Raw genomic sequence first — 22735 nt, forward strand, 5'->3', positions numbered from 1 at the left:
TCGCCAATGTTAATTGCGAATGTTTGGGGGGCTGCAACTGCGGTAATGGCGATCGAATAGGTTCCGGTTTGATCACTGCTGGAATCGCCCACTTGCAGTGTATAGGTCCCTGTTTCGGGGAGCTCAATCATCGCTAGGTCACTCGTATGGAAGGGCTTGGTTCCAAGTGTATCACCCGAGGGGGCGATGAGTGTATAATCAATATTAGCGATTCCAGAGTAGCTGATTTTATCGATAAAAATCTTTTGTCCCGCGATGCCAGCAAATGTATACATGTCGTAGGCTCCAGGCGTTTCTATCGTGCCGGCTCCTGTCGCTTCAACAGGCGTAATGGTATCGCCAATTGTAATTTCGAATGTCTGGGGGGCAGGGATGATGCTCAGGTTAATGGCGTAGTTTCCACTGCCGTCCGCTCCAATGTCGCCCACTAATAGCAAATATTCTCCCTCATGGGCTAAGCTGACGGGGCCCATCTCTGAATGTCCGAATCGACTTGACTTTAAGCTTTGCCCGTAGGGATTTATTAGTTGGTAACGGTGTGAGCTTAGTTCGTTATCATATGAGACGACATCGACGAAGACTCCAGTGTCTGCGGTGGCATTGAAGGTATAAATATCGGCGTGATGCGAAGATTCAATGTTACCGGCGCCGGCAGCGGGCACATCGTTTGCGATGGAGGTATCCAGTGGTGGTAGTGCAAAGACGTCGACACGGCTCGCGTCGCTCAGATCGAGCGGATGCAGGAAATTCAGGGCCTTGAGTTCGATTCGATCCTGTATGCCATCGCGATCAGCATCCCCTGTATAAGTGGCTAAATCTGATTCACTGACGCGAAAAAATCCCTTCGGTTGCCCGGAGGGGGCGTATTCTTTGAGTCGTTGAGGCACACCTGCTTGCGCAATCGCCAATGCGACTGTGTGGCTCGTTACCTCTGGCAAGGCATCGTTATCGAAGCGATGCAGTGTCAATATTGCGTCGTCATCGCTGTGAGCGAGCACTTCAAAACGCGCGTCGCTGAAATACGTCTCTGAGATTTGGAGCGATTGCGCGGATGCGGTGGCAACGATGCCGAGCAATAAAGAGAGTGAAGGGAAGTAACCATTCATCTTTGAACGGTAAGCATATCGACTAATGATGTAAATAAGCAAAGCAGATGCCAAGCAAGTGTATAAAGGCCTGCCATTGTTCGTCAGGGGCTTGGCTGAGTTTGAAAATACGGTATGCTTCTTTGATTTGACGGTAGCGGGCGTCGTTTGCGCGACGATGGCGTTCACGCACGATGGGAAATAAAATAATGAAGCCGCAGGGCCCCAGTAGTAGCAGTGGCCAAAATCCGTGTGTTAACAGACCATAGAATATATTCAATAATTCATGCATGAGTTTGGGATGTGAATTATGCCTGACGCCCTCGGGGTTTTTCGTGAGTGGTACGCCAGCATTCTCGTAATCATTGAGTGCAGGAAAGGCTTTGACGGTAGTACTGAGTACGCGTATCTGGGTACGAAAGAGAGTGCTGTCTGGTTGCCAGATTGCGTGCGGTGGATCATTGACTAGAAAGCGTTCGCGTAAGTTGGGCTGGAGCTGGAGAGCTGGTAAGCTGAGTAGGCTGTGTGGAACCAGGCTTTCGACCTTGATTTCCAGTGTCATTAGGTCGCCGATTTTGACTTCGGTGGGGTGAAGTGAGACAGACAGTTCGAGCGGTGCAAAGAGCCCACTAAAAATGCTATCCTGAGGAGTGGGCGGCAGGGCCTTGACTTCGATTTCGAGTGGACTGGACTTTGTGTGGAGAATTTGGATGGCTTGTTCGGGATCGATCGGCTCAAACAAGCGATTATTAAAGTAAGCTGCATAACGGGCCAATTCATTTTGGCTTTTTCTGGCAAACGCAGTTTTTAATTCAACCGCTGCTAGTTTCGTGATGCCTACGTGATTGAAACGTAGATAGAGGGGTAACTGAATCGTGCCTAGTGCAGCCTTGTCAGAGGCATCCAGATGGCGAGTGGCGATCGCGCGGCGTCCTCCGATTGGTAAGCCGATCTGTTGTGCTTCAGGCGCAGTGCTACGTGGGATAACTGCTTCGATCTTTGGATCAAAGAAAAACGCAGGGTTTATTTGCAATGCGCTCAGGCGGTTGGCGGGTAAGTCTGCCCACCAGTTGAGTTCTACCCGTAGAGGTTCACCAACATATACATGATTCTTGTCAGGAACTATACTGAGCGGTAGTCTAGGGGACGTTTGCAGCTCCTGCTGTGAATTGCTTTCCTGTGCCGATAGTAAACTTAAAGGAAGGGAGAGTCCGATTATTATCCAAGCGCGCATCTTAATAATCTTTCTCTATTTTTGCCGCGCCGGCGGAGGCGCGTTGCTGTTGGCGGAACTGTAGGTTAGTTTGTTCTTCAAGTAGAATGTCTTCAGTCGAGTAATTCGGGACTGGGAGTTCTTGCATGGTCGATCCGGCGGCGAAATCGCCTTCCATCGCAGTTGAAGTATTTACGCTTTCTTGCTCATTCTCTGTCTCTTCGTAATATTCCTCTTCGTTCGATTCCCATTGTTCTGATGCTTCTCCGGAAGAATCAGCCTGCTCGGTTAATAGATCGAGTCTCTCAGTGAGTTTGTTTTCTGCGATACGGCCGTTGGATCGTGCCTCTTGCCAAGTATTTAAATTCATGAAGAATTCTTGAGCTTGTTGTTGGGCTGTCTCGACTACTTGCATGAGTGAGAGTGCTTCTCTTGCCGTGAGACTCGAGATAGCTGGTGACGCCTACATCATTCTTAATAGGAATGGGAGACGTTTCTTGAGGATCTCCTAAGCCGATGAGTAGTGCGTCCACTGTGTGGCTTTCGATTAATTCTAGCACGCGAGGGATTTGCGATCCGTGATCGCCGCCGTCGGTGAGGACGATTAAATCTTGTACTGTTTTGCGATCTGTGACGAAGACTTGGTCGATCGCTTTTTCTATGGCTGCTTGTAGGGTGGTACCGCCAAAATCGACGCTACGAGGGTGCGCTTGCTCTAACATGAAACGAACAAAGCCATAATCATTGGTGAGTGGACAAAGAATGGATGCACTACCTGCATAGAGGACTAGTCCGACTCTTTGATGACTAAATGTGTCTAAAGCATTGCGAATGCCTTGTTTGGCGACTTCTAAACGTGATGGTATGCTGTCTTCGGCGCAGCATACTGCGCGATACGTCCAGAGCTAAGACCACATCGCGTCCATTGTGTGTGGTGATGTCGCTACGTGGTGAATGGCCCGGGCGAGCGAGTGCCAGCACTATTAGACAAAACGCACTCAGGCGCAAATAGTCGCGTAGTTGACGATGAGTGGGGAGGCTACCTCCCATTGCTGCGATGACTTTGACTCGTTGTTTGCGTGCACGAGAGAGTAGCCAGGCCAAGGGAAATACCAAGGTTAGGTACCATAAATAATGCGGTGACTGGAAAATAAATGAACTCATGGCACAATGCGCACCAGAATTATTTTCACCATCGGTAAGTAGAATGATGACCTTGCTTTGGATGTCATTCTCGGCGGAGGCATGCGATTGGTAGCGGGGCGTAGCTTTCATCGTCCTGAGGGTAGGGGACGACCTCGAGTGTCAAGTCGGATAGTTTATCGACCGAGCTTCCATTGCTTCGTTGAATGTGTGCTTGAATGCCTTGGATGTGAATCTTGCCTGAGCGGACCGCTTGTAGCTGCCAAATGGATTCTTGTATATACTGTCCGTCAGTTAAGGTGACGTTGCCGCGCTCTTTGGCGACGAGTAACAGATCTTCATGTTGTGGGATTTGCAGTTCAAACTTAGCATAATCGGCGACAATCATCGTGGTGCGCAGCTCGATTAGATCGCCTGGATGGCAGCGTTCGACACTGAGTGTCATTTCGATACCTGCTCGCGCCAACTGTGCGAATAACAGGAATATAATCGTAAACATGCGAAGCATATTAACCGCCTGTGTTGTGATTGACGCGGCTTTGACGCATACTAAAATAGCGAGTCAAGGAGACGACGCAATCGTCTCCGGGTTGTATTTCGAGTCGGGGAATGCCTGAGTCTTCCATATTCTTTTGCACTTGTTGACGGTGCGAGTCGGCCGATGAGTTGTTATCTGCTAGCTCGATCACACGTTGACGTCCCGATTCCGCGTCTTCCACTCGGACCAAACCACGTAGGCCCGAAATCACTTTGGGGCTGTCTAGTACGTGGATCGCGTTGACGTCGTGGCGACTGGCCAGCGAGCGCAGTTCGTCCTGGTAATCAGTTCCTAAGAAATCTGACAACAAAAAGACAACTGAATGCCTACGGGCCATATGGGCAAAGCGATTCAAAACAGGAGTGAATTGAGTTTGTTTGCCTGTTGGCTCGAAGTGGAGCAAGTGATGCAGGAGCTGTAGCACGTGCTGACGACTTTTGCCCGGTGGGATGACGTGCTCGATGTGATCAGTAAACAGAAGTAAACCGACGCGATCTTGGTTTTTTGTTGCCGCCAAAGTCAATAACGCGGCCAGTTCCGTGACCAGATCACGTTTTTTGCCTGCGTGGCTGTGACGCATCGATGCGGAGAGATCGATTAATAGACAAGTGTTCCAGTGAGATCGCCAGGCAATAAGTCGGGGGTGAATTGTATTCGGCTAAACTTTGCATGTATTGAGTTTGCTAAGCTGTTTACTGTAAGTGTCTTGGCTACGCCTGGGGGGCCTTCTAGTAACACGTGTCCGTTGCAGAGGAGTGCTAACAATAGTCGATCGATGAGATGTTCTTGTCCGACTACGATTTGTCCAATTTGCTGACGTACCGTCGTGAGCGCCTGAGATGTATTTTCAATTTTTCGGTGTTGTGCCATAGGAGTTTTTGTGGAGAGAATCAGTGTCAAATAAAGAACGAATGCGATGGCTAAGCAATATGGGAGTTCAGTTTAGGGGATTCGAGGAAATATAGTAATGAAAGGTTTATAGGATATATTTAAAATGCGAGAATTCGGTTGTTTTTTAGTCTATCTATTTTAAACTGTAAATACTCGCAAAAATTGATATTTTGCGTACGTGGCAGATTACACTTATACGCAGGGACAACGCTGGGGGCATCTGGAAGTCTCGCCAGATGTTCGTTTCTTTATGAATCATGAGCAGGCGCAGGCAGAGCATGCTGCGCACTCGCACAATTATCTGGAGCTCGCCTTTATATTGGGTGGTCGTGCACGACATCACACAGTTCGGGGAGAGAGCATCTGTCGCAGTGGAGACTTGATTGTTATTCCGAAAGGAGCCTGGCATGGCTATTCGGATTGTCACGAGTTGGAGTTAGTGAACTGTTTGTTTTCGCCGCATCTCTTGTGTCAGGAATTGGCCTGGCTGGACGATGATCCAGACCTGGCTGTCCTACTTAATATCGGTGCCTGTCGTTGGCAATCTGAAGTGTTTAAAATTGAGGTGCAGGCTTCAGAACAAGCGGCCCTTCGCAAGCAACTGTCTGCATTGGAATCGATTTATCAAACGAGCAAACCTCGGACGCGCTTAATCGCTGCTATACTGGAAGTCCTGGAGCAATTACGGACATCCTGTCGTTGCGCATTGCTGCCTACGAGTCTGGAGTCGAACTTGCATCCTTCAGTCGTTCGAGCGCTTTATTTATTTCAGGAGCAGATGGATGTCGACTGGCGATTAGAAGCTTTGGCAAAGCATTTACGACTCGATCCCAGCTATTTAGTGCGTCTATTCCGTGCGCAAATGGGGCAACCTCCGATGAAATATTTGGCTCGTATGCGTGCTGAGCGGGCTGCGAATTACCTCTTGAGCACAGATTGGCGCATTGGCGAAATTGGTCTAAAAGTCGGCTGGCCTGACCCCAAAGTCTTCGCAAGAAACTTTCGCCGCCACTTCGGCATGCGTGCCAGCGAGTATCGGAAACGAATGCTAGGTGAGTTTGTGGCAGCAGATGAATAGTGCCAGTCAGTTCGGTATAATCTAAATTCAGTCCCCAGGGTGCACTCGCGACAGCGATTGTAACATTTTTTGTAAGTAAACGGTGATGACTCTTAGTAGGCGTTCTTTATGGCAGTTTCTCGCATCGCCTGCACATGCGCGAGGGCGGCGGAGACTAGACCGGCGGGATTGTAACCGCCTTCCAATACGGAAACGATGCGTCCCTCAGCATGTTTCTCTGCTAGTGCCATGACTCGTCGGGTGAGTTCTACATAGGTTTCGTCCTCCCAATTCAAGCCACCCAATGGGTCGCCTTTGCGAGCATCGAAACCTGCAGAGATGAAAACAAATTCGGGTTTAAAAGCCTCTAGTGCGAGGCCGCCTGTAGTATCCCAAGCAGCCAAGGCTTCGCCAGAACCAGATCCTTTGGGCAAAGCTAAGTTCAGGGTGGCTTGCGACGGTGGGCGCTCTTTGTGACTATCTGAGTTGCCGGAATAGTTTCCACTCTCGTGGAGAGAGAGGTAAAAGGTGTTGGGATCTTCGGCAAAAATCGCTTCAGTCCCATTGCCGAAATGAACGTCCCAATCCACGATCGCGATGCGTTTGAGCGGGTAGTGTTTCCTCAAGTAATTTGCTGCGATAGCCACGTGATTGAAAATGCAAAAGCCCATCCCGCGGTCGGCGGTGGCATGATGCCCCGGTGGGCGCACTGCGCAAAACACTCGTTTCACGGTTTGTTGCATGACTGCATCGGCCGCCGCCAATACCGATCCGGTGGCTTCCAAGGCGACGTCATAGCTGTCGATGGAAATCGCGGTGTCACCCGTGCGGAGGACATCCGCGAAGCTCTCGACGTCACGATACACCAGGTCCTGATAATAAGCCTCATGCGCCAATAGCACTTCCGAAGTGCTGGCCCGTCGACCGGGCAGGCGTAAGATTTCTGCGGGCAGTGCTTCCAGTGCCTCGCGCAGCTTGCGATAGCGCAGCGCCGATTCCGGATGGTCCGATCCAGTGTCGTGGTGCTCATAAAACACATTGTAGTGCAGCCCCAGGGCAGGAATGTCGGCTTGCGATGGTTGTGCCGATTGTATCCGCTCCTGAATTTCACGATGACGACTGATCACGCCCGAAACGGGAATGTCGAAATGCCGTTCCGCAGCAGAGATCGGATCTTCGCTGCGGCCTCCTGCTTGTTCAAACAATGCAGCCATCGCGTGATTTTTCTGAAGCACCGTCGCCCAAAAATTTTGAATGCCACGTTCGGCTGCCACGGCAGCCAATTCGCCAATAAGAACGTTGGCCATGCCTGCCCGGCGAGTGGCTTCATGCACGACAAAAGCAACCTCCGCTGTGTCTCCGCTCGCATCGAGGTAATAACGGCCGATGGCTCGCAGCGCTCCCTTGCGGTCGAATACTCCCAGAGCGACATCTTTTTCCTGATCTACGGCTGCTAATTTATAGGCCGACTCTCCGCTCATCTGTTCACGATGATGGCCGTAACGCAGACGCACCGTTTCCTCATCATGCGAATAGAAGAAATGCTGCAGCACCGACATATCGCTAGGGTGGAGCGGGCGCAATTGGAAGCGACCGATCTTGAAATCGATCATTTTGGATTCCAGCTCGTCACGCGCACCGCCCGGCATAGTGAAGAACTTTGGCACCCAGCCTCGGTTCCATGCGCCCTTTAAGAGCTCTTCCCGATCATCGGGGTGGGCAATCTCAACAAGTCGCGCGACGCGCTCGCGGATACTGCGTCCGAAGATACTGGCGACTCCATATTCTGTAACCACATGATGAATGTCGCTACGACTGGTGCAGACACCACTCCCCGGCGCAAGGTCCGCGACGATACGAGCCGAATTATCATCATCCGAGCGTGAGGTCAAAACCATGATGGGCTTGCCGTCCTTGCTGGCACCCGCTCCGCGGGAAAAATCCTGCAGCGAGCCGACCCCGCCGTAAAAGTGGTGCCCGCTCGAATCACGCACCACCTGTCCGGTCAAGTCGACCATGCGCGCGCCATTGATGGCCACCATGCGCTCATTGCGGGCGATGCGATCCGAGGCATTCACCCAGTCACTGGGGTGCAGCTCCAAGTCTGGATTCTCGTGCACAAATTGATAGAGCTCCCGGCTGCCGAGCACATGGCTGGCAATGGATTTCCACTGCTTAAACGATTTGCGGGAATTATCCACCGCGCCCTTACGGATGAGGTCCATAAACGCATTGGTAAACATGCCGGTGTGAATGCCGAGGTGGCGATGTTGATGCAGGGCGCGCAGCACCGCCTCCGGGCTATTACCCAAGCCCACTTGCAGGGTGGAACCATCTTCGATCAATTGAGCCGCATAGTCACCGAGCAATTCGTGCCGCTTATCGATGGAGGGCGAGAGCGTCTCGGGCAAGGGCATGTCCTGTTCGATGAAGTAATGAATCTTCGAGGCTGGAATCAAACTATTGCCTCCCGTGCGTGGCATTTGTGGGTTCACTTGGGCAATGACACAGCGGGCAGTCGTTACCGCGGCCTGCACCACATCCACACTGACCCCTAAGGAGCAATTGCCGTCCAGACCAGGGGGGCTGATTTCCACTAGAGCCACATCGACCTGCAACGGACCTTCACGAAACAAACGAGGCACCATGGACATCGGGCAGGGTGTATAGTCCGCCTGCCCACGGCTGACAGCTTCACTGACATCAGGCGTCAAAAAGAAAGAATTTGTCCGCAGCATCGACTCATATTCCGCCGCGATCCAAGGGGATGCATGCAAACTGTGTATATGCACCAGTTCGATATCTTTGAGCTGATGGGCACGAGCCAGCATCGAACGGACCAAAGCTAAAGGCATCGCCGCGCCACCTCCGATAAACACCCGACTGCCCGGCCGCAGCAATTTCGGCCAATCTTCTGGGTTTAAAGGCTTCATTGCAGGAATATTCTCTTTTTTGAGAGGACGGGGAGAGCTAATATTTGCGGGCTAGAGGTCATGTTGATAGCATGTAAGAGCTGGCCTAGAAAGTAAAGATGACATGTCCTAAGTCATTGGGAGTTGCGCAAATCTTTTACAGGGAAAACATCCAAACGCTATGGTGTTCAGAGTTCTACTTTTAGACGACAGTATGTGCATGAGCTTCACCTTGGGAGACAAGTGGATCGCCAGCGGCTTGTTTGCGTGGAGCATGCTGTGGTTCTCAGTCTTTGTGATCGGCAGCTTGTGGAATCTGGTGGCCCCCTGGCCGGTGGAGGTGTGGAAGGGCTTCTGGCATGTGACTGGTGTGGGTATTCCCGTCTTCATGGCGCTGGTGACCGCGGTCTGGTTCACTAGGGGTGACTACGTGTTATTTTTGCCCTGTTCCGACGCCTCAAGGAAGAAAAGGTTAACGACCTCGACGACGGCACCGTGGTGGGGAATCAAAACCTCGATGAAGCGGTGGTCTTGCGTGAGGGGAACATAGTCAAAGAATGAGGGCGTCTAGCCCGAAAAACTCACAGAAAAAAGTTGCCCGAGATTGATTAATTGTTAAGTGATTGGTTGCCAACTAAATACACGACAACCATTCAAAAACGGGCAAGGACAGTGTGTAACCAGGAAGTCTTCGAGTTTCAAGACCACAATGGGCGTAAAGTCGTCGCAAGTTTCGACGGCGGATATTTGAGCAGCGAGGGGAGCGGGGCACTGCTGTTTCGCGAGCTGGAGTTGCGAACGGGAACAATCCATCGTCTGGCGGGCTGTTTGCGCGATGGGCGTAATCCCGAGTTGATCGAGCACAGTGTGGAAGCGTTGCTGCGCCAGCGTATCGGTGCCTTGTCGATGGGTTACGAAGATCTGAACGATCATGACAGTCTGCGCTACGATCCGGCGCACGGGCTGATGGCAGGGAAGGCGGACATCGAGGGCAAGCATCGCAGCGAAAAGAACCGGGGCAAGGCGCTGGCCGGGCACAGCACGCTGAAGCGGTTGGAGCAAAGCGCCCTCGGCGGTGACGGCCGCTACAAGAAGATCATTCCCGATACGGAAAAGATCGAACAGTTGCTAATCGAAGAAGGTGTTAAAGCCATCCCGCGCAAGAGTGGACGCATCATACTGGACTTCGACGCGACCGACGATCCCTTACACGGAGCTCAGGAAGGTCGTTTCTTTCATGGCTATTACGGGCACTACTGCTACCTGCCCCTGTATTGCTTTTGCGGGAACATCCCCTTGCTGGCTCTGTTGCAGGATGCCAAGACCGATGCCAGTGCAGGAACGGTGGCTGCGCTGGAAAAGATCGTTTTGCGCGGGGACAGCGGTTTCGCCCGCGATGCGATCATGGATTGGTGTGAGCGCAACGGACTCTTTTACTGTCTGGGCTTGAAGCGCAATACACGCTTGCAGGCGGAGCTTGCACCGAGCTTCGAGGTACTGCAATCAGACTTGGACGCAGGCCTGTTGCAACTGCCGGTGCGGCGCTTTGTCGAGTTCGAGTATCGCACCCTGAACAGCTGGAGCCGCAGGCGACCGGTCGTGGGCAAGGCCGAGGTTCTGGCCAAAGGCGAGAACCCCCGCTTCGTCGTGACCAATTTTGAGGCGGAGCACTTTGACGCCCGTGCGCTTTACGAAGACTTTTACTGCGCCCGCGGCGATATGGAGAACCGAATCAAGGAACAGCAGCAGGACCTTTTCGCTGACCGCACCAGCACCCATGCGATGGCCTCGAACCAGTTGCGGCTTTGGTTCTCGGCCTTCGCACACCTGATGCTCTCGCAGTTGCAGGCCATCGCGCTGGTCGGCACGCGCCTGGAAAAAGCGACGATCGGCACCCTCCGCCTGCGGCTGTTCAAGATTGCAGCCAGGGTTAAAGTCAGCGTCCGGCGCATCCGCTTTGAACTCGCCGTAGGCTGCCCCGATCAGGATGTCTTCGCCCAGGTCTTCAAAAACCTGCAGGCCTGGCCTTCGTAGAAGAGCATCACGCCTCGTAGCTCACTGAAAAAGTCCGACGGGCCGCGCCCGATGGCTTCAGCGTGCACCCAGCCTAGAGATTATCCGGAAAACTAGATGCTCAGAGCGGTTCCCACCGGGTTTTGAATCAACTGCGAGGAAAAATCGGTGTCGCAGGCTTTTCATGTTCACCAAATCCACGGATAATAACTCACTCTTAAAAGTTGGTGAACAATGCGGGCTAGGATGCCTCAAATTAGTGATAGCACTTCGTAGTTCAGTGATATCGCATTACATTATTTGACTTAGGTCGATTACCATATGACGTATCTTCTCACGCTTCCAAGTATAAGTGGCATGCAGGAGGCCGTCGGCGCTTTGAATGATTGCCGGATAGCTAAGTTCGCCTTCGGTTGTATCCAGTGTAAGCACGGATTCCCAGTTTAGACCATCTGTTGAGATGGCTAGGTTCATTGGAGTGCGACCACTTGTACAATGGTTGTAAATGAGTGCATGGCGACCATCGAACAGCGTGACTGCGTCTGTGCCTGAATCTGGATTGGGCAACTCTAGGAAGTCCATTTCGCTCCAAGTCTTCCCATCATCCTCAGACCAAGTGCTAAAAATGCGCTTTGCCAACTGGGTGCGTCCGAGCGCTTGAAGGCGGCCGTCTTTATGGATCAGCAAGCTAGGCTGAATGGCCCCGAATTCTTCGCCGTCGTTAACTGGGGCGGTGCGCGACCAAGTCAGGCCTTGATCTTCTGTGCGTTCAAAATGTACGCGCCAGCCCGTCGCCATCGTGACTTCGGTACTGGAGGGGCACAATAGCGTGCCGTTCGGCAATTGAAGGGGTTTGTTTTTGATCGGCCCGTAGATGCCTTCCGGGAGGCGAGTTGGGGGGCTCCAAGTTTGACCATCGTCTTCTGAACTCATGAGCATTCCCCACCAAGTGTTAGGAGAGACGCCCACTTTATAAAAGAGTAGTAGGCGGCCATTCGGCACTTGATGAAGTACCGGGTTCCAACAGGCATACCGAACGGGGCTTCCGTTGGAATCGGTATATTGAATTCCATTGGCCACTTCCATCGGTTTACTCCAGCTCCCGTTTTCGTGGCGAGAGATCCATACACCTACTGTTGGATGAAATTCTCGTGGTCCGCCAAACCAAGCAGCGACGAGTCCGCTGGATGTCTCTGCGATGGTAGATGCGTGACATGCTTTGAACGGGGATTGGTCAAATATAAACTCTGAAACTTTTATTGGAGTGTTGCTCATTGCTTTTACTGGTGGTGATTTTACTATTATAGAATAGGGTGAGGATAGGGTGAGCTAACTTTTTGATTCAAATTAATTTTCTAAACATATGTGGTAGGAAATCGACACTATGGTGTGATGCTTATTATGACCGGATGTTTAGAGTTGTCGCGATATTGCGCGTTTTACTTTTGTGAGGTAATCGAGTTTTAAAGTGACCTTAAGTGTGTTGGGGGCTGCTTGTAGTATTGTCGAATGAGTTTATTAAAGTGTTGCGTGTCTGGGATGCCTACGTGGTAGGCGATCTGTTTTATCGGCATAGTGGTGTGTGTCAGTAGGTGGCAGGCAGTTTCCATTCGGCGGGTGCGAATGTATTTTCCAGTGGTTACACCTGTTGCCGCTTTGAAGAGACGATTGAGGTGTGTTTGTGAGATTTCAAGTTCATCCGCCAGAGCTTCAACACTGATGCTCTCAGAGATATGCATGTCAATTTCATCCATTGCGCGTGCCACAATCGGGTGTCGATGGGGCTGGTTGGTATTAACTTGGGTATCGCTTGGGACTAATTGCCAAAGAATATCCCACAGCTTGGCTACGGCTCGAACCGGATGCATGCGATAGAGGGAGGAGAGCGTTTGGAGCTCAGCTTTTAGGCCTTCAAATCTAGGACCTAGGTCTTGCATGATTGGGATGTGAGCATCGCTTCCTCCCTCACTTTTGTTGGGAATGAAATGCGCCCAGGTTTTTATTGTTTTGCCATTAAATTTATATGCCAGATCCACTCCAGGCCAAGTGATGCCGGCATATCCTTCTTTGAAAGGATAAATTTTCCCCTCCATGTGGAGCTCACCCTCACCTTGGAATAGATTAAGGCACCAGAACCGATCTAGTTTGTAGCGTTCCATTTTACGTAGTCCATGTGTTCTGTGTCCGGACATTCGTAGTATCTGTGGGGGGGTAGATAGGGGAATTGTATGGGTGTGTGCATTGTGTGGGATATTCATGTTATGTTTATTATATACCACACATGGTGATTTATTCCAGTTGATATTTAGTTATATTCGCGCGAATTTTTTAGGCCTTGAACCTGTTCTGTTAATTCAACCCTAGATTTAAGAAGTATGAAAAACTACACACGTACCTTACTTGTTGCCTCAGCTGTTTTCTTGAGCTCTTTGATAGCTCATGCCGATGTTTGGGAGGACTTTGATTCACTGAATAATTGGAATGCTTATAGTGCTGAAGAGGGCGCTTTGACGCCTACGGTTGTGAGCGACGCTGGTGAGAAATATTTGAAGATGGAGACTGAATACACTGCCACAACAGGGCTGGACCGTATCGGCCGTATTGTTACAAAGGTTACTTATGATGATTTGAATTTTGCGACGAGTGCTGAGCCTGTATCGCTTGCTTTTGAAGATGTATCATTGGTTAACACTGGTCGACCAGGTTATCTGTTTATAGGTTTAACTACGGATGGTGGTAGTGCTAACTTATATAATCGGACCAATTCGATTTACTTCCAACAAGTTGGTGATGATGAGGCTTACCTAGTGCTTCGCGACGGTGGCACTGGTGGTTCCGGTACCCAGGCATTGTGGAGCACTAATGATAGTTCGAAGCTTAGTTACGATTATAGCACAATATCCTTGGTGTTGACTGATACTACTTGGGCACTTGGTCTGTATGATGCTAGTGGAAGTGAATTGTTGAATGAATCGGGTTCAATGACGGTTAGCTCGAGTAATTGGGCGGATGGTGTTTATATGTCGATGACTTGGCAACAGTCTTCGAATGGCTCTGCGACATCCATGTTTACAATGGATAGTATCAGCCTGATTCCTGAGCCTTCTGGCGCTTCTCTTTGGATGGGGGTTGGGTGCATGTTTGTTATAGGCATGAGCGGTATACGTCGTCGCGCTTAAGCCGAGTCTAATTCGATAGCATCTGTTGCTTCTTTATATTTGGACGGGGCATTGCCTGTTCAAAGGATTTCTGTTGCCATGAAAAAGACGACTTTAGTGTGCCGAGGGAGCTGCCGTGCCTTTACTTTGGTAGAGTTATTGGCAGTTCTCGCGATTGTTGCGATACTTTCGGCCATTTTAATTCCCACTCTTGGACGGGTCCGATCTCAGGCAACGGCGGCCCAGTGTGCCAATGGAATGCGTCAAATCGGTGTCTCAATGCACCTTTATGTGAATGACAATGGTGGGCGTTTGCCAGGTCCCCTTTGGTCGGAACAGGGAGTGGTTTATCGTTCCAGTGGTGGAGTGATTGTGCAAGAAGGCCATTTAATTGCATTTTTGGCTCCATATTTTGACGAACCGCACCAGGAAGATGGCTGGGGGAATGCACGTAATATTGACGCATTTTTGTGTCCTGCCTGGTTGGAGAGTAAAGGGTTCAGTGAAGGCGAGAGGGTCGACAAGGGCATCCCTTATCAGGCAGAAACTCTCTATTTTGGGCATAAGCGCTCTGATGTAGACCTTCAAACCGAACCGAAGTTAATGGTGATGGTTCCAGAGCCCGCGCGGATTGCAGCTTTCTTCGAAACCGATGCTGAAGATGGCACCTATTATGGTAATACGGGGAACAGCCGTCTTGCTGAAACGCCCGTTCATGGTTCGTTTCGTCATTATCTGTTTTTTGATGGTTCTGTCAGGGCGGTCAGCTTGGAGGATCAAGCCGAACAACAGGAATACCAATCTTCCTGGGTCAACTAATGCGCTCTAGTTGATATAACATACGATTTATTAATTAGATTAATTTATATAATGTCAATGGATTCACAGCATACCGATTTGCTTACCTTTCCTCTTCCCAATAAGGGGAGGGCTCTTCCTTGTTGGGATTTGAGCGTTCTGATGCAGGTGCCAGACTGTTACGATGTCCAATCTTCTGAGCTGAAGTCACCTTGTGGCATTCGTCCGCTCTATTTTGAAGGTTTAAACTATCAAGGCAAACCGACCAGGGTGTTTGCATGGCTGGGTGTTCCTTCGGATGCGAGTGATTCAGTTCCAGGAATCGTTTTGGTCCATGGTGGAGGCGGAACGGCCTTTCATGATTGGGTCAAGCTTTGGGTCGATCGTGGCTACGCAGCCATTGCAATCGATACAACGGGGTCGACACCTGAATTTGTTCACGGGATGGAGATTTCGCATCCTCGACATGCGTATGCGGGGCCCGCGTTTGACGATGGAGCCTTTGCTGCTGCGATGGACTGCGTGACCGACCAATGGATGTGCCATGCGGTGGCGGATACAATCTTGGCACATAGTTTGTTGGCGTCACAGCCAAAGATCGACAGTCAACGCATTGGTATCAGTGGAGTATCTTGGGGCGGGGTTATCTCAGAGATTGCGGTTAGCTTGGATGACCGGTTTTGCTTTGCCGCTCCTGTCTATGGTTGTGGCCATTTGGGGGAGAATTCCTATTGGCTTGAAACGGACTTCCAGAAACTGGATCCCGAAATAGCTCGACGCTGGATCGAGTTATGGGATCCTGGAATGTATCTTGGAAATGCCAGGCTCCCCATGTTGTTCTGTAATGGAACGAATGATAAGCATTTTCGACCCGACTCGTGGCAGAAAACGTATCGAGACGTTCGGGGACCGGTGACTTTGTCGATGAAGATTCGCATGCCTCACGATCATCCACCAGCAGGGGATCCCGCAGAGATTCTCGTATTTGCGGATTCGATTGTCCGACAAGGAAGCGCTTTGCCGATGATTCAGGAACAGGGCTATTCGGAGAGAGCCGCATGGCTGCGTTGGGAGTCGGATGTGCCGATTGACTCGGTAGAATTTGTATACACCGCAGATGAAGGAAACTGGGTACAACGGGAATGGCACAGTCTTCAAGCTACGATAAAGGGTTCAGAGCAAACTGCTGAAGTGTCCATTCCCACGGAATGCTCAGCGTGTTATTTCAACTTAATAGATACTCGGGGCTGCATTGTGAGTAGTGAACATTTCGAGACTAAAATATAAAATACTATGATACGATTTAATAAATTACTTCAATTTATCGGTATGACCGTCTTGGCGCTGAGCACGCTTAGTGTTCAGGGGGCATCTAAAGGTCTATTGGAATTTGATGTGCTTCACATTAGTAATTGGAAGATGTCTTCTTCATTCAAGGGAACAGACCGAATTTTGCGTGGTGAAGTGGAACTGCTGGCACCCGTGACTTCAGGTGATGTTGAGATTCGACTTAATTTAAATGGTGCTCGGGTAGCGACGGCATCTGCCTTTTATGGCGCTCGACCTCCCATATGGGCGAGCCGCTACGAGCGATGGGTTTCTTTTGAAATGCTGTTGCCTGGGGATTTACCTGATGGCATTTACGAGCTTGAGATTAAGGATGCTTCCGGACTTAAAACGACGGGAGAGACGCGTCATTTGATGCCTTGTGGCGAAGTGAAAGCGATACCACCTGCCAGTCTCTTGACGGTGAAGGGAGAGTCGAAGCATTGGACCGTAACATTGGATCGTGCACTTTCCACAGATGCCATTTTGGAAGTCTGGCTGTTCAACCGTGAGGATGATCGTATCTTGCAGGCGGTGTCTCGCTATCTAGTCAAATCGGGAACCACATCGATGGACATCGAGCTTCCGAACGAGGGGCGCTGGGAGGGTGTGCGCCAAGGTATACTGGATTTTCATATTGGAGGATACAATTATGGCATCGTTCGTCTCCCGGTGATCTTCGACCTAAGCAATGAGAAGGAAGCGTCGTGGAACTATAAGCCAATGGCGCATGGTATTTATTCCGAGCGCTCACACGTCCGTCATTATTGGTTAGCAGATGATGAGTTCATGCTTTGGTGGAACGGAAAGCCATGGCTGCCGCAGGGCGGTATGTACTTTCTAGATCGTGCTGCGTCCAGTTTGGAAGCTCGGAAAGGGCAGTGGAGTGAGGTCATTCGTAGCCTGGACCTGCTTCAATCCGAGGGCTTTAATGACCTCTATGTTAATGCGGAGGTAGGCTTGAGTCAAAGCAAGTGGAATGTGCAGAAGGTGGTGAATGAGTTCAATGAGCGAGGCCTGCATTATGGGTGGCAGCTGACTACCGGAGTGATGCCTTTTCGGGCGTATAGTATTCGCTCTTCGGCTTCCCAAGGCTTGATTAAAGCAAAGTGCGTATCGGACGGGATACTACCAGTTTCGTTACCTTTGGTGCCTATTCAAAGTTTATTAATTGTGCCTTTAGATGGAGGGCAAGCTCGCCAGGTTGCGTATTCCATGGATGGTGTTGAATCTGAGATCGGAATGGAAATTGCGCAAATTTTGGAATCCGAGGAAGAAGCCGATTCGAAACTTGTTGAATTGAAAATTCCCGACCTTCTACCGGGGCAGTATTACGTAATTGTCGAAGCTTTGGAAGAGGGGAAACGTCTGTCTAATGTTTGGGAATTTTTGGATGAAACCCGTCGAGGCTTGTCCTGGATCTCTGATATTGATTGGGGGGTGGGATTACGTTTCTTTGTTGATCCTATTTGTAATGAAGGAGGAGTGAATAATAACTATGAAGTCGTTCGGGTGGCATCGGATGCGTTTAATCAGGATTTTGCCGAGTTGTTGCGTGAAAAATATAAGAATTCTTTGTCTCAGTTACTGAAAAGTTGGCATTTGTCGGCTGGCAGCTTGAGTGATTTTAATCAAGCATCCCGCTTAATTCCTTTAAGAGATAAAGATGCATCTGAGTTTAAGAATGCACTTCTCTTGATTGATCCGAAGACTGGTAAAGTTTTCAAAACGCAAGGAGGGATGGGTGCTTCCTGGATGGACTATCTAGAGTTGGTCAGAGTTTCATATGGAAATAAGCGTGACCAGATCGCACAATTTATTAAAGAAAAGGTTGAAGTACCTATCGTATATAAGCGTGTTGCACCATGGACTGCACTCGAAGGGGTCAGTCGTTCTAATGGCGGCTTCGATGGTGTTGGTTTAGAACTTTATCCTAGTGGGGGGAGCGTGATGCCTTACGGGGCAGCAGCCGGGCGAATGGAGGCTGAATTGTCGTCGCATACTGTATGGCTGTTGGCTACTGAATTGGGGTATAGTGCAAAGCCCGAAAATCTGGGTGTTAGAAGTTGGCCGGACGAGCAAACTTTCTCGAAGGCTGTGCACGATACTTTAGGGGTTGGTGCGAAAGGTGTCTTTCTTTTTGGTTGGCGTCTACCAAATCAGTATTGGAGTAATCATGCACTCCTGAACCAGCCGGATCGATTGGAATGGGTAAGAAATGCGTTTGCTGATATGCGTCGTCAGCCGAATCAGAGCTGGCCTTCTTTTGGTTTGGCTTTCCCAGAGGGGCAATCTTGGTGGTGGCGAGCTGGGAAGGAATTATGGACACGTTATAATAGTGTTTATGACGGTCCGCCGTCTGAGTTTTACCAATCACTATTTTTGACGGATGGAGAGCGGGCAGGTGAGGAATTCTGGGCGATCTCTACAAATGTGCCTATCTCTGGCTTCGAACCAGTTGTTGTGAATTTGACGGATGCATTCTATGCAGACCATTACGCGGAGGATCTGAAGATGTTGCGCGATGAAGGCAGTCGTATGATTTATTTGGGTGTTTGGCCTGAGGATGCGGAGGATCCGTCTTTCCTGAGTCGTCATTTCAAGCCGGGTGAACGGCTCTTAGCTTCTCAGATAGGGCGCTACCAGCCCTTACATGTATTTCCTGATGACGTCGTATTGGCTCAGGATGAGTCCGGCAATGTGTGGGCGAAGCTGACTGAAAGTGGAGAACTACTGATTGTTTCGGCTGAACGAATTGCACCTGCAGTGAAAAACCAGGCGACTCCGTCACCGGCGTTGAATGCGGAGTGGATCGATCAGCTGATGGGCAAGAAGCCAGTTAAATAATTAAAAATAGTTACTCATTTTGTAGCTGGACGTGTGAAATCGATGAAGATTAATTTTGTTTTGATGCAGTGCGAGGGGCAGAAAATGCCTTTAGGGCTGGATGTTCGTCAGCCACGTTTGAGTTGGAGGGTTGAAACGCACGGGCGCGCGTATGCCCAGGAGGCTTACCGGATCTACGTGGCAACGCGTCCGGAATTACTTGAAGACGATCAAGGGGATTTGTGGGACTCTGATGTCGTATGCAGCTCGCATTCGGTTGACATTGTTTATGCCGGTAAAGCTATGTGCTCCCGGCAACGCTGTTATTGGAAAGTTCGAGTCTGGGGAGTCGATGGCACTCAACAAGATAGTCCGATTACTCAATGGGAACTTGGATTATTGGAATCTGAAGATTGGGAGGCGGAATGGATCGGATATCCCGCGGGGGTTGATGGTGGCGCATTGTATTTCAGGCGTGAGTTTGACTTGTTTGCTCGGGTGAAATCCGCCCGCGTGTATGTGTGCGGTTTAGGCTACCATGAGTTAAGCATTAATGGATCGAAAATTGGAGATCATGTGTTGGATCCTGCCTGGACGGCTTATGATAAACGGGTGTTATACTGTGTGCACGACCTTGGGTTTCACCTGCGAAGCGGGCGTAATGTAATTGGAGTCATGGTTGGCAATGGTTGGTATGGAATGCCTAAATTGCGATTGCAACTGGAGCTTGAATATGAGGATGGCCGTCGAGAGAAAGTATCGAGTAGAGGAGGACATACAGATGCTCCAAATGCATGGTTTGTCGGCTCTGGTCCATTGAGGGGGAATAATATTTACGGCGGGGAGTTTTATGATGCGACTCTGGAACAAGAGCATTGGAACTTAGCTGAAACTGATGAGTCGTCTGTTGGTCAGGAAAAGGAAAGCTTGGATTTCGCGGTTGCGGTTCGAGTCGATGCCCCGTCGGGACGTATGCAATTTCAGGCATTGGAGCCCATTCGTGTGATGGAGCGCTTTGCGCCGCTGTATATTGAAGAAGTCGAGTCTGGATGCTATGTTTTTGATGCCGGGCGGAATTTGGCTGGATGGGGGGCGTTACTTGTTCGCGGACGACGAGGGCAGCGTATTACCCTGCGTTATGCAGAGAACCTTGGTTCAGATGGAAAGATTGATCGTGGCACACTTCGAAAAGCGCTTGCTGAAGATACTTACATTCTAAAGGGAGAGGGCGTTGAGACTTGGGAGCCACGTTTTACTTATCATGGATTTCGGTATATTCAAGTTGAGGGCTTGCCGGAAGCACCAACTCCAGAGACTTTAACGATTTGTGTTGTGCGCTCTGATGTGGCGAAGCGAGGGGACTTTCAATGTGAGAATGCATTGATCAACCAGATCGAAGAGGCCGTCATTCGAACCGAAGAAAGTAATTTGCATGGCGTGCCAACGGATTGTCCGCAGCGGGATGAGCGCCTCGGTTGGCTGAATGATATGACAGTCCGAGCCGAAGAAGCGGTGTATCATTTTGGGATGGAGCGTTTCTTTGACAAATGGTATATGGACGTGGTCGATACACAGTGTCCGCTCACTGGTAGTATCACAGATACGGCGCCATTTACATGGGGAAAGCGACCTGCTGATCCGGTATCCGCGAGCTTCCTACTTATACCATGGCTGAGTTATCTTCATTACGGTAGTGATCGTTTGATCCGAGACTACTATCCCTGCATGGTTCGTTGGGTCGAGTTCCTGATTTCCCAGTGCCACGATGGTATTCTCTTATACAGTAATTGGGGGGATTGGGCTCCTCCTGAAGCATTTGCGGATAAGGAAAGCGTCGGTGGTGGTGCCGTCGCAAAATATACGCCCGGCGCATTGGTATCGACTGCCTTTTTGGCGTATCAAACACAATTATTGAGTCGCATGGCCAATGTGCTCGGTGATCAGGACGGTGCACATCGTTGGGATCAGTATTCGGAGGAAATTCGTAGCTCTTTTCATGACAGGTTCTGGGATGAATCGCTTTCTTGCTATGGATCCGGCAATCAGGCCTGTAATACTTTGGCACTTTCCATGAAACTTGTTCCTGACGATTTACATGACAAGGTGCTTGAGCATTTGTTAGCGAATATCGCTAAGCATCAAAATCATTTGACCGTAGGGAATCTGTGCACGAAGTATCTGTTTGAAGTTTTAAGTGAGGCTGGACATGTAGACTTAGCATTCCAAATCGCGACACAGACGACTTATCCCAGTTGGGGATATATGCTGGCACATGGGGCGACGACTTTATGGGAGCGATGGGAGTATCAGGTCGATGGTGAAATGAATTCACATAATCATCCTATGTTAGGTTCAATTTCTGCTTGGTTTTTTAAGTATCTGGCAGGTATCCGTTCAGATGAAATGAGTCCGGGGTTCAAACATTTCATCATTAAACCTTATCCGCCTGCAGCCTTAGGTGGTCTACATGCTACTTATGAATGTCCCTATGGGGAAATCAGCGTGGAGTGGAAGCAGAGTGGGGGATGTTTTGATTTGGAGCTCGTTGTTCCCGATAACACACAGGCTACGATTTATATTCCTGCCATGAGTCAGGATGCGCCTTGCGAAGCCACTCAGAGGCATGAATACGGCACAAAGCCTGATTTTATCGAATTCAGAGATGGACGCATGACCTATCGAGCTGGGCCGGGCAAATACCGATTCCATTCCAGATTGTTCATCGATGACGCTCATTCCGATCCGAGCCTCGCTGACTGTCCCGCATAAATTTATGAAAAAAGAAAACAAATATTCTGTTATTTTAGGTAATCTTGGTAATACCTGTGACCGCTTTCTTTCGAGTGGTTATAAGGATATTGCACCGAAAAAAGAGTTGATCACGCAAGCAGCAGCGATTCCCGGTGTTCAGGGAATTGAACTGGTCGGCACCTGGGATATTACTGAGGAAAACGCGGACGAAGTGAAAAATATGCTTAATGGGCATGGACTTTCCTGCGTCTCAATTATTCCGGATCTCTTCGGACAGCAGCGGTGGGGCAAAGGCAGCCTGAGTGCGAAAGATCGCGAGACTCGAATGCTTGCTTTGGAAGAGACGCGTCGTGCCGCACGCATTGCGCAACAAGTGTCTTGTCCGCTGGTTAACCTTTGGTTGGGGCAAGATGGCTATGACTATCCGTTAACGGCAGACCTGCGGGGACAACGTGCCTACCTGATGGAGAATATACGATCCGTAGCAGCAGAATTTCCAGATTTACGTTTCGCTTTAGAATACAAGCCCAAGGAGCCACGTATCTTTTCTTTTCATGCTAGAGCTGCGGATACGCTACTGATGGCAACGGAAACTGGATTGGATAATGTTGGGGTTTGTATTGATGTGGGGCACTCTTTGATGGCGGGAGAGAATGTGGCCGAGTCTGTAGTGATTCTTCAGCACTATGGAGAGAAGCTTTTTCATATGCATTTTAATGATAACTACCGATCCTGGGACGATGATATGATTGTTGGCTCTGTGCATATGACGGAATATTTCGAGCTGCTTTATTGGTTGAATGAGATGGGATACGATGGTTGGTATTCGATGGATCAATATCCTTATCGTGAGGATGCTGCGGCCGCAGTTGGTGAGAGTGTTGCTTTCTTGAGGTCGGTTGAGTCTTTGTTGACGGATAAGCGAATGCAGTCGATGCGCGAGTTGATTGCATTAGGTGATGCGACTCGTTCGACACGATGGATGCGTGAACTTTTATTACCACCTGTTGTGGACTAGCCGTAA

General features: G+C 49.9%; 19 protein-coding genes and 1 pseudogene. 9 read left to right on the forward strand and 11 right to left on the reverse strand.

Translation table 11 applies throughout. The annotated features are described in order from the left end of the window. The 8 genes and pseudogenes from QEH59_RS09870 to QEH59_RS09900 form a co-directional block, all read right to left on the reverse strand. Positions 1 to 1106 (reverse strand): hypothetical protein (locus QEH59_RS09870; RefSeq protein ID WP_308985203.1); only part of this gene is annotated, 1106 nt, incomplete at its 3' end. A 22-nt stretch (positions 1107 to 1128) separates the two neighbouring features. Then, the gene (locus QEH59_RS09875) at positions 1129 to 2319 is read right to left on the reverse strand and encodes a hypothetical protein (protein ID WP_308985204.1); all 1191 of its coding nucleotides are present in this window, start codon (positions 2317 to 2319) and stop codon (positions 1129 to 1131) included. A gap of 1 nt (position 2320) precedes the next feature. Further along, positions 2321 to 2713, reverse strand: coding sequence for a hypothetical protein (locus QEH59_RS09880; RefSeq protein WP_308985205.1), 393 nt, complete (start codon positions 2711 to 2713; stop codon positions 2321 to 2323). Further along, complete coding sequence (locus QEH59_RS18985; RefSeq protein WP_425609240.1) at positions 2604 to 3164, reverse strand: vWA domain-containing protein; 561 nt, start codon at positions 3162 to 3164, stop codon at positions 2604 to 2606. Before QEH59_RS18985 ends, QEH59_RS09880 begins: the two co-directional genes overlap by 110 nt. Next, entirely contained in the window at positions 3106 to 3573 is a 468-nt protein-coding gene (locus QEH59_RS09885) for a BatA domain-containing protein (protein WP_308985206.1), read from the reverse strand. The genes QEH59_RS18985 and QEH59_RS09885 overlap by 59 nt, the downstream gene beginning before the upstream one ends. Further along, the gene (locus QEH59_RS09890) at positions 3527 to 3940 is read right to left on the reverse strand and encodes a hypothetical protein (RefSeq protein WP_308985207.1); all 414 of its coding nucleotides are present in this window, start codon (positions 3938 to 3940) and stop codon (positions 3527 to 3529) included. Before QEH59_RS09890 ends, QEH59_RS09885 begins: the two co-directional genes overlap by 47 nt. Positions 3941 to 3950: 10 nt before the next feature. Then, positions 3951 to 4559: a DUF58 domain-containing protein gene (locus tag QEH59_RS09895; RefSeq protein WP_308985208.1), complete on the reverse strand. Its 609-nt coding sequence runs from the start codon at positions 4557 to 4559 to the stop codon at positions 3951 to 3953. Positions 4560 to 4579: 20 nt separating this feature from the next. Next, a pseudogene (locus QEH59_RS09900) lies at positions 4580 to 4849 on the reverse strand (AAA family ATPase); the annotation flags it as partial. A gap of 199 nt (positions 4850 to 5048) precedes the next feature. On the opposite strand from QEH59_RS09900, the gene QEH59_RS09905 reads away from it, so the two are divergent. Further along, positions 5049 to 5948, forward strand: a complete 900-nt coding sequence (locus QEH59_RS09905) for a helix-turn-helix transcriptional regulator (protein ID WP_308985210.1) — start codon at positions 5049 to 5051, stop codon at positions 5946 to 5948. 92 nt (positions 5949 to 6040) lie between these two features. Here the strand turns inward: QEH59_RS09905 and QEH59_RS09910 are convergent, their stop codons facing one another. Further along, the gene (locus QEH59_RS09910; RefSeq protein ID WP_308985211.1) at positions 6041 to 8860 is read right to left on the reverse strand and encodes a GNAT family N-acetyltransferase; all 2820 of its coding nucleotides are present in this window, start codon (positions 8858 to 8860) and stop codon (positions 6041 to 6043) included. Positions 8861 to 9059: 199 nt separating this feature from the next. Here QEH59_RS09910 and QEH59_RS09915 point away from each other — a divergent pair, with 199 nt between their 5' ends. Both QEH59_RS09915 and QEH59_RS09920 read left to right on the forward strand, forming a co-directional pair. After that, positions 9060 to 9389, forward strand: coding sequence for a hypothetical protein (locus QEH59_RS09915; RefSeq protein ID WP_308985212.1), 330 nt, complete (start codon positions 9060 to 9062; stop codon positions 9387 to 9389). A 101-nt stretch (positions 9390 to 9490) separates the two neighbouring features. Then, on the forward strand, positions 9491 to 10873 hold the full coding sequence (locus QEH59_RS09920) for an IS1380 family transposase (protein ID WP_425609241.1): 1383 nt from the start codon (positions 9491 to 9493) through the stop codon (positions 10871 to 10873). A gap of 270 nt (positions 10874 to 11143) precedes the next feature. Here QEH59_RS09920 and QEH59_RS09925 read toward each other — a convergent pair whose 3' ends face one another. Then, complete coding sequence (locus QEH59_RS09925) at positions 11144 to 12127, reverse strand: sialidase family protein (protein ID WP_308985213.1); 984 nt, start codon at positions 12125 to 12127, stop codon at positions 11144 to 11146. Between the two features lie 188 nt (positions 12128 to 12315). Beyond that, on the reverse strand, positions 12316 to 13044 hold the full coding sequence (locus QEH59_RS09930; RefSeq protein WP_308985214.1) for a helix-turn-helix domain-containing protein: 729 nt from the start codon (positions 13042 to 13044) through the stop codon (positions 12316 to 12318). A 183-nt stretch (positions 13045 to 13227) separates the two neighbouring features. On the opposite strand from QEH59_RS09930, the gene QEH59_RS09935 reads away from it, so the two are divergent. The 6 genes from QEH59_RS09935 to QEH59_RS09960 all read left to right on the forward strand — a co-directional run bounded on the left by QEH59_RS09935 (position 13228) and on the right by QEH59_RS09960 (position 22729). Then, complete coding sequence (locus tag QEH59_RS09935) at positions 13228 to 14031, forward strand: hypothetical protein (protein WP_308985215.1); 804 nt, start codon at positions 13228 to 13230, stop codon at positions 14029 to 14031. A gap of 78 nt (positions 14032 to 14109) precedes the next feature. Then, positions 14110 to 14829 carry a prepilin-type N-terminal cleavage/methylation domain-containing protein gene (locus tag QEH59_RS09940; RefSeq protein ID WP_308985216.1) on the forward strand — a complete coding sequence of 240 codons (720 nt, stop codon included), beginning with the start codon at positions 14110 to 14112 and terminating at the stop codon, positions 14827 to 14829. 57 nt (positions 14830 to 14886) lie between these two features. Further along, positions 14887 to 16095, forward strand: coding sequence for an alpha/beta hydrolase family protein (locus QEH59_RS09945; protein ID WP_308985217.1), 1209 nt, complete (start codon positions 14887 to 14889; stop codon positions 16093 to 16095). Between the two features lie 6 nt (positions 16096 to 16101). Further along, positions 16102 to 18981 (forward strand): hypothetical protein, encoded by a 2880-nt coding sequence (locus tag QEH59_RS09950; RefSeq protein WP_308985218.1) that lies wholly within the window; start codon positions 16102 to 16104, stop codon positions 18979 to 18981. Positions 18982 to 19023: 42 nt separating this feature from the next. Continuing rightward, positions 19024 to 21729 (forward strand): family 78 glycoside hydrolase catalytic domain, encoded by a 2706-nt coding sequence (locus tag QEH59_RS09955; RefSeq protein WP_308985219.1) that lies wholly within the window; start codon positions 19024 to 19026, stop codon positions 21727 to 21729. Positions 21730 to 21733: 4 nt separating this feature from the next. After that, positions 21734 to 22729, forward strand: a complete 996-nt coding sequence (locus QEH59_RS09960; RefSeq protein WP_308985220.1) for a sugar phosphate isomerase/epimerase family protein — start codon at positions 21734 to 21736, stop codon at positions 22727 to 22729. Positions 22730 to 22735 lie beyond the last annotated feature (6 nt).

This window comes from Thalassobacterium sedimentorum (assembly GCF_031127905.1).
Classification (GTDB): Bacteria; Verrucomicrobiota; Verrucomicrobiia; order Opitutales; family Coraliomargaritaceae; genus Thalassobacterium; species Thalassobacterium sedimentorum.